The sequence below is a fragment of the Acidovorax sp. 22279 genome (assembly GCF_052045435.1).
In the GTDB taxonomy this organism is placed as follows: domain Bacteria; phylum Pseudomonadota; class Gammaproteobacteria; order Burkholderiales; family Burkholderiaceae_C; genus Acidovorax; species Acidovorax delafieldii.
Genome location: NZ_JBQEOV010000010.1, coordinates 209,208 through 215,430 on the forward strand (window position 1 = coordinate 209,208; position 6,223 = coordinate 215,430).

General features: G+C 63.0%; 6 protein-coding genes and 1 pseudogene. 5 read left to right on the top strand and 2 right to left on the bottom strand.

Annotation, left to right across the window (positions count from 1 at the left end; translation table 11 throughout):
• The first annotated feature begins 19 nt into the window (after positions 1-19).
• From ACTJKQ_RS15090 to pcaC, 3 genes are all read left to right on the top strand, one after another.
• On the top strand, positions 20-937 hold the full coding sequence (locus ACTJKQ_RS15090; protein WP_440597330.1) for an SMP-30/gluconolactonase/LRE family protein: 918 nt from the start codon (positions 20-22) through the stop codon (positions 935-937).
• Positions 938-1,112: 175 nt separating this feature from the next.
• Positions 1,113-3,314: a catalase/peroxidase HPI gene (gene katG / locus ACTJKQ_RS15095; RefSeq protein WP_440597331.1), complete on the top strand. Its 2,202-nt coding sequence runs from the start codon at positions 1,113-1,115 to the stop codon at positions 3,312-3,314.
• A 179-nt stretch (positions 3,315-3,493) separates the two neighbouring features.
• Entirely contained in the window at positions 3,494-3,880 is a 387-nt protein-coding gene (pcaC, locus tag ACTJKQ_RS15100) for a 4-carboxymuconolactone decarboxylase (RefSeq protein ID WP_082522567.1), read from the top strand.
• A gap of 38 nt (positions 3,881-3,918) precedes the next feature.
• Here pcaC and ACTJKQ_RS15105 read toward each other — a convergent pair whose 3' ends face one another.
• Entirely contained in the window at positions 3,919-4,464 is a 546-nt protein-coding gene (locus tag ACTJKQ_RS15105; RefSeq protein WP_056067748.1) for a PAS and helix-turn-helix domain-containing protein, read from the bottom strand.
• A gap of 75 nt (positions 4,465-4,539) precedes the next feature.
• On the opposite strand from ACTJKQ_RS15105, the gene ACTJKQ_RS15110 reads away from it, so the two are divergent.
• Positions 4,540-5,247, top strand: a complete 708-nt coding sequence (locus tag ACTJKQ_RS15110) for a CoA transferase subunit A (RefSeq protein ID WP_056067750.1) — start codon at positions 4,540-4,542, stop codon at positions 5,245-5,247.
• 43 nt (positions 5,248-5,290) lie between these two features.
• Positions 5,291-5,932 (top strand): CoA transferase subunit B, encoded by a 642-nt coding sequence (locus ACTJKQ_RS15115; RefSeq protein WP_056746107.1) that lies wholly within the window; start codon positions 5,291-5,293, stop codon positions 5,930-5,932.
• A 125-nt stretch (positions 5,933-6,057) separates the two neighbouring features.
• Here the strand turns inward: ACTJKQ_RS15115 and ACTJKQ_RS15120 are convergent.
• A pseudogene (locus ACTJKQ_RS15120) lies at positions 6,058-6,223 on the bottom strand (DUF4148 domain-containing protein); the annotation flags it as partial.

The window sequence follows — 6,223 nt, forward strand, 5'->3', positions numbered from 1 at the left end:
GAATTGGAAAGACCCCACCATGTTTTTGTTGCAAGCCCCTGAGGTCCGCGATCTCGACCTGTTCACCTCCATGCCCGAGCCCTTTCGCCGCCGCGAGCGCAGCGACTGGGCTGACGCCAACCGGGGCGGCTCCATCACCGATTCGTTTCTGGAGGGCCCGGTGTTCGACGACGCAGGCAACCTCTACGTCAGCGACATCCCCTGGGGCCGGGTCTTTCGCATCAACCCGCAGGGCGACTGGGCGCTGGTGGCCGAGTACGACGGCGAGCCCAACGGTCTCAAGTTCTTGAAGCCCGGCATGCTGCTCATCACCGATTACAAGAACGGTCTGATGCAGCTCGACGTGACCACGGGTGCCGTCACACCGTACCTGCAGCGCCGCAACAGCGAGCGCTTCAAGGGCGTGAATGACCTGATCTTTGACGCCGAAGGCAACCTCTACTTCACCGACCAGGGCCAAAGTGGCCTGCACGACCCGAGTGGCCGCCTGTATCGCCTGCGGCCCAATGGTCAGCTCGACTTGCTGCTGCACAACGTGCCCAGCCCCAACGGCGTAGCCCTGTCGCCCGACGGCCGCGTGCTGTATCTGGCCGTAACGCGTGGCAACTGTGTGTGGCGCGTGCCGCTGCTGCCCGATGGCAGCGTGGCCAAGGTCAGCCAGTTCTTCACCTCGTATGGCCCCAGCGGCCCCGACGGCCTGGCGGTGGATGCCGAGGGGCACCTGCTGGTGGCCAACCCGGGCCTGGGCTACGTGTGGGTGCTGAACCACCGGGCCGAGCCCGTGCAGGTGCTGCGCGGCGCACCGGGCAGCTCGACCACCAACCTGGCGTTTGGCGGGGCAGGGCGTAACACGGTGTATGTCACCGACTCGACCCATGGCCGCATCCTGCGGGCTGACATGGGGGCACCTGGGCTGCCGCTGGCGCGTTCGCGTTGACGCTGCCCCAGCCTCAACTTGTCTGGGTATCGCAACGAAATCAATGAAAGGATGATGATCTATTGATATTGGCTATTAATGGGATTCAATCGATTCAATTTACCTGTCATCGTTTGCTTCCTACCATCTGCCCTGTCGATACGTTTTGCCGACGCGATTTCACAGGAGATGACCCATGACGACCGAAGCCAAATGCCCCTTTGACCACACCAAGGCCGTGCTCACGGGCCCCCGCAATGCCGACTGGTGGCCCAACCAGCTCAATCTCCGCCCCCTGAACCAGAACTCCCCGCTCACCGACCCGATGGGAGACGGCTTCAATTACGCCGAAGAATTCAAGAGCCTCGACCTTGCTGCTGTGAAGGCTGACCTGCGCGCACTGATGACTGACTCGCAGGACTGGTGGCCCGCAGACTTTGGCCACTATGGACCGCTGTTTGTGCGCATGGCCTGGCACAGCGCGGGCACCTACCGCCTGGCAGACGGCCGTGGTGGCGCGGGAGCTGGGCAACAGCGTTTTGCGCCGCTCAATAGCTGGCCCGACAACGCCAATCTGGACAAGGCGCGCCGCCTGCTGTGGCCCGTCAAGCAGAAGTACGGCCGCAAGATCTCGTGGGCCGACCTGATGATCTTGACCGGCAACGTGGCACTCGAATCCATGGGCTTCAAGACCTTTGGCTTTGCCGGCGGACGCCCTGACGTGTGGGAACCCGATGAAAACGTGTACTGGGGCGCTGAATCCACCTGGCTGGGCAGCGACAAGCGCTACAGCGGGGAGCGCGACCTGGCCAACCCGCTGGCTGCTGTGCAGATGGGCCTGATCTATGTGAACCCCGAAGGCCCGAACGGCAACCCCGACCCCATCGCCGCCGCGCGCGACATCCGCGACACCTTTGCGCGCATGGCGATGGACGATGAAGAGACCGTGGCATTGATTGCTGGCGGCCACACCTTTGGCAAGACCCACGGTGCAGGAGACGCGGCCTTGGTGGGCAAGGAGCCCGAAGGCGCAGGCATTGAGGACCAGGGCCTGGGCTGGAAGAGCGGCCATGGCTCTGGCAAAGGCGGTGACACCATCACCAGCGGCCTGGAAGTCACCTGGACCACCACGCCCACGCAGTGGAGCAACAACTTCTTCGAAAACCTGTTCGGCTACGAGTGGGAGCTGACCAAGAGCCCGGCAGGCGCCCACCAGTGGACGGCCAAGGGGGCTGCAGCGACGATCCCGCACGCACACGACCCGTCGAAAAAGCTGGTGCCCACCATGCTCACCACCGACCTGTCGCTGCGCTTTGACCCGGCCTACGAAAAGATCTCGCGCCGCTTTTTGGCGAACCCCGAGCAGTTTGCCGATGCATTTGCGCGTGCCTGGTTCAAGCTCACGCACCGTGACATGGGGCCGCGTGCCCGCTATCTGGGGCCGGAGGTGCCCGCCGAAGTGCTGGTCTGGCAAGACCCTGTGCCTGCCGTGGACCATGCGCTGGTGAACGCGCAGGACATCGCTGCGCTCAAGGCCAAGGTGTTGGCATCGGGCTTGTCGATTTCGGAACTGGTATCCACGGCCTGGGCCTCGGCCTCCACGTTCCGGGGCGGCGACAAGCGGGGCGGCGCCAACGGCGCGCGCATCCGTCTGGCTCCTCAGAAGGATTGGGAAGTGAATCAGCCTGCGCAACTGGCCAAGGTGCTGGGTCAGCTCGAAGCCATCCAGCGCGACTTCAATGCGGCGCAGACGGGCGGCAAGAAGATCTCGCTGGCGGACCTGATCGTGCTGGCCGGTGGCGCTGCCGTGGAGGCTGCCGCAAAACAGGCAGGGCAGGACGTGACCGTTCCCTTCACGCCTGGCCGCATGGATGCCTCGCAAGAGCAGACCGATGTGCCGTCGTTCGAGGTGATGGAGCCCGTGGCCGATGGCTTTCGCAACTACGTGCGCCCTGGCCTGGAAGGCGCCGTGGCCGAGCTGCTGGTGGACCGCGCCAACCAGCTCACGCTGACGGCGCCCGAGATGACGGTGCTGGTGGGTGGACTGCGCGTGCTGGGTGCCAACGTGGGGCAGGCCACCCATGGTGTCTTCACGCAGCGCGTTGGTACCTTGAGCAATGACTTCTTCGTGAACCTGCTCGACATGCGCACCCAATGGCAGAAGTCGGCGGGCGCAGCGGGTGTGATGGAAGGGGTGGATCGCAGCACAGGTGCCAGAAAATGGACCGGCACGGTGGCCGACCTGGTGTTTGGCTCCAACTCGGTGTTGCGTGCGCTGGCCGAGGTCTATGCCAGCAGCGATGCGCAGGCAGTGTTTGTGCAGGACTTCGTCAAGGCTTGGACCAAGGTGATGAACCTGGACCGGTTTGACCTGGCGGCAGGCGGTGCCAGCGCCTGATCAGTGAGGCCTTGCTCCCATGTCGTCAGGGGATGGCATGGGGCGAGCTGTTCACGAAGCCATGAAGCCCGGCGTGTGCAGTGCATGTGCCGGGCGTTCTGTTGTTTGCGCGGTGGCAGCCCTGCGTTCGCTCGCTACCATCGGGCCTTGATGTTTCCAACCCTTCAAGGAGAGCCCGCGTGACACCAACCCCGACCAAAGACTACGAAAAAGGCTTGGCCACCCGCCGCGAGGTCATGGGTGACGATTTTGTGGACCGTGCGCTGGGCAACGCCACCTCTTTCACGCAACCCATTCAGGAATACATCACGCGCAATGCGTGGGGCGATGTCTGGCAGCGGCCCGGGCTGGACCGCAAGACCCGCAGTCTCATCACGGTTTCCATGTTGATTGCGCTGGGCAAGCAGCATGAACTCAAAGGCCATGTGCGTGGCGCTCTGAACAATGGCGCTACTGCGGAGGAGTTGCAGGAAGTGCTGTTGCACGCCAGCGTCTATTGCGGCCTGCCGACGGCGGTAGAGGCGTTTCGCACCGCCGCCGAAGTCATCGACGGCCCGGCCAAGTAGGCAATAAAGGGCGGTAGTGCTGTCCTTCGAGGGCAGGTTCAGCCGCCTGCCAGCAGCTTGTGCACCAGGTCGGCGGCGGTGGAGGCGTTGTACTTGCGCATGAGGCGCGCGCGGTAAATTTCTACCGTGCGGTGGCTGATCTCCAGTGCCCGACCGATCTCCTTGGAGGTCAGGCCCTCCAGCAGGCGGGCGGCTACCTCGCGCTCACGGCCCGTCAGCTCCGCCTTCACGGCGCGCTGCGAACTCAGATCTTCGAAGCTCCAGATGCCGGACTCATGCGGGGCATCGCGGTTGAGTGCGCGGCCGGACACGTGGCACCAGAACACTTCGCCATTGGCGCGCTTCATGATGCGGTTGTCCGCATAGTGGCCCTTGGCGTTCAGGATGGGCTCCATGTGCGCCCCAAGCCGCTCATATTCGTCGGCGCTGGGATAGAGTATCTGGAACGACTGGCCGATCAGCACTTCGCGCGAGGCGCCGAACATTTCGCAGACATGGCGGTTGCAGTCCACCATGGTGCGGTTGCGCGAGAGCACCAGCCCCACAGGGGCCATGTCGAAAGCCAGTCGGTAATCAACGTCCATAGTGCTAATCTTTACGGAAAACTACTTATTTAAGTACGTAGTATCGTAGCGCATCCCATTCATAAGGAGATCGTGGTGAACAAGTTATTCCCCTCCGCAGCCGAGGCCCTGAAGGGCGTGGTTGCAGATGGCCAACTCATGGCTGTTGGCGGCTTTGGACTGTGTGGCATTCCTGAAGCCTTGATCGACGCGCTGCGCGATTCGGGCGTGAAGAACCTGACCGTGATCTCCAACAATGCGGGCGTGGACGGCTTTGGCCTGGGCAAGCTGCTCGAGACCCGGCAGATCAAGAAAATGATCTCGTCGTATGTGGGCGAGAACAAGGAGTTCGAGCGCCAGTACCTCGCTGGCGAGCTGGAGCTGGAGTTCACCCCCCAGGGTACGCTGGCCGAAAAGCTGCGTGCGGGCGGTGCGGGCATCCCGGCCTTTTTCACCAAGACCGGTGTGGGCACCATCGTGGCCGAGGGCAAGGAACTGCGCGAGTTCGATGGCGAAACCTATGTGATGGAGCGTTCGCTGGTGCCCGATGTGTCGCTGGTCAAGGCCTGGCGTGCCGACAAGTCGGGCAACCTGCAGTTCCGCCTCACGGCGCGCAACTTCAACCCCGCTGCGGCCACAGCCGGCAAGATCACCATCGTGGAGGTGGAAGAGGTGGTGGAAACCGGCGCCATTGCGCCCGACCAGATCCATCTGCCTGGCATCTATGTGCACCGCATCGTGCACAACGCCACGCCCGAGAAGCGCATTGAAAAGCGCACCATCACCGAAAAAGCGGGCGTCTGAGCCGCTGCCGCACAACCGTACAGAACAAGCTGGAGAAGTATCTATGTCGTGGAGTCAAGACCAAATGGCGGCCCGTGCCGCCCATGAACTCGAAGACGGCTTTTATGTGAACCTGGGCATTGGCATCCCCACGCTGGTGGCCAACTTTGTGCCTGCCGACAAAGAGGTGTGGCTGCAGTCCGAAAACGGCATGCTGGGTATCGGCCCGTTTCCCACCGAAGACGAAGTGGATGCCGACCTGATCAACGCCGGCAAGCAGACCGTGACCACCATCAAGGGCTCATCCATCTTTGGCAGCGACCAGTCGTTTGCCATGATCCGTGGCGGCAAGATCAACCTGTCGATCCTGGGCGCCATGCAGGTCAGCGAAAAGGGCGACCTGGCCAACTGGATGATCCCCGGCAAGATGGTCAAGGGCATGGGTGGCGCGATGGACCTGGTGGCTGGCGTCAAGCGCGTGATCGTGCTCATGGAGCATGTGGCGCGCAAGAAGGATGGCACCGAAGACCTGAAGATCCTGCCCCAGTGCACGCTGCCCCTCACGGGCGTGGGTGTGGTGGATCGCATCATCACCGACCTGGCCGTCATGGACGTGACGCCCCAGGGCCTGAAGGTGGTGGAGCTGGCTCCCGGCGTGACTTTTGAGGCCCTGCAGGCCAAGACCGGCGTCAAGCTGATCCCATAAGCATTTGAGCCACCCCTGCAGTGGAGTGGCCAAACAAAAAAGGCCGGAGCCCCTCACAGGGCCCCGGCCTTTTGCATTGGCACTTTTCACAAAGCCCTCATGCGGTCCGCATGGGGCCTTCGCAATTACATCGCGTTGCCGATTTCGCCCGAAGAGATCTGGCCCGTGCGCAGGGCTTCAGCAGCCTGGGCACGCACAGCAGCACGGTCAGCCGTGGACTTGTAAGTCACCACACGCGAACCAGCGGGTTCGATGGAGCGGGTCTGGGCCACGGTAGCGGCTTCGGCAGCC

Coding starts and splice junctions, on each gene's coding strand:
- ACTJKQ_RS15090 (WP_440597330.1), top strand. CDS start 20: ATGTTTTTGTTGCAAGCCCCTGAGGTCCGCGATCTCGACCTGTTCACC.
- katG (WP_440597331.1), top strand. CDS start 1,113: ATGACGACCGAAGCCAAATGCCCCTTTGACCACACCAAGGCCGTGCTC.
- ACTJKQ_RS15105 (WP_056067748.1), bottom strand. CDS start 4,464: ATGGACGTTGATTACCGACTGGCTTTCGACATGGCCCCTGTGGGGCTG.
- ACTJKQ_RS15115 (WP_056746107.1), top strand. CDS start 5,291: ATGTCGTGGAGTCAAGACCAAATGGCGGCCCGTGCCGCCCATGAACTC.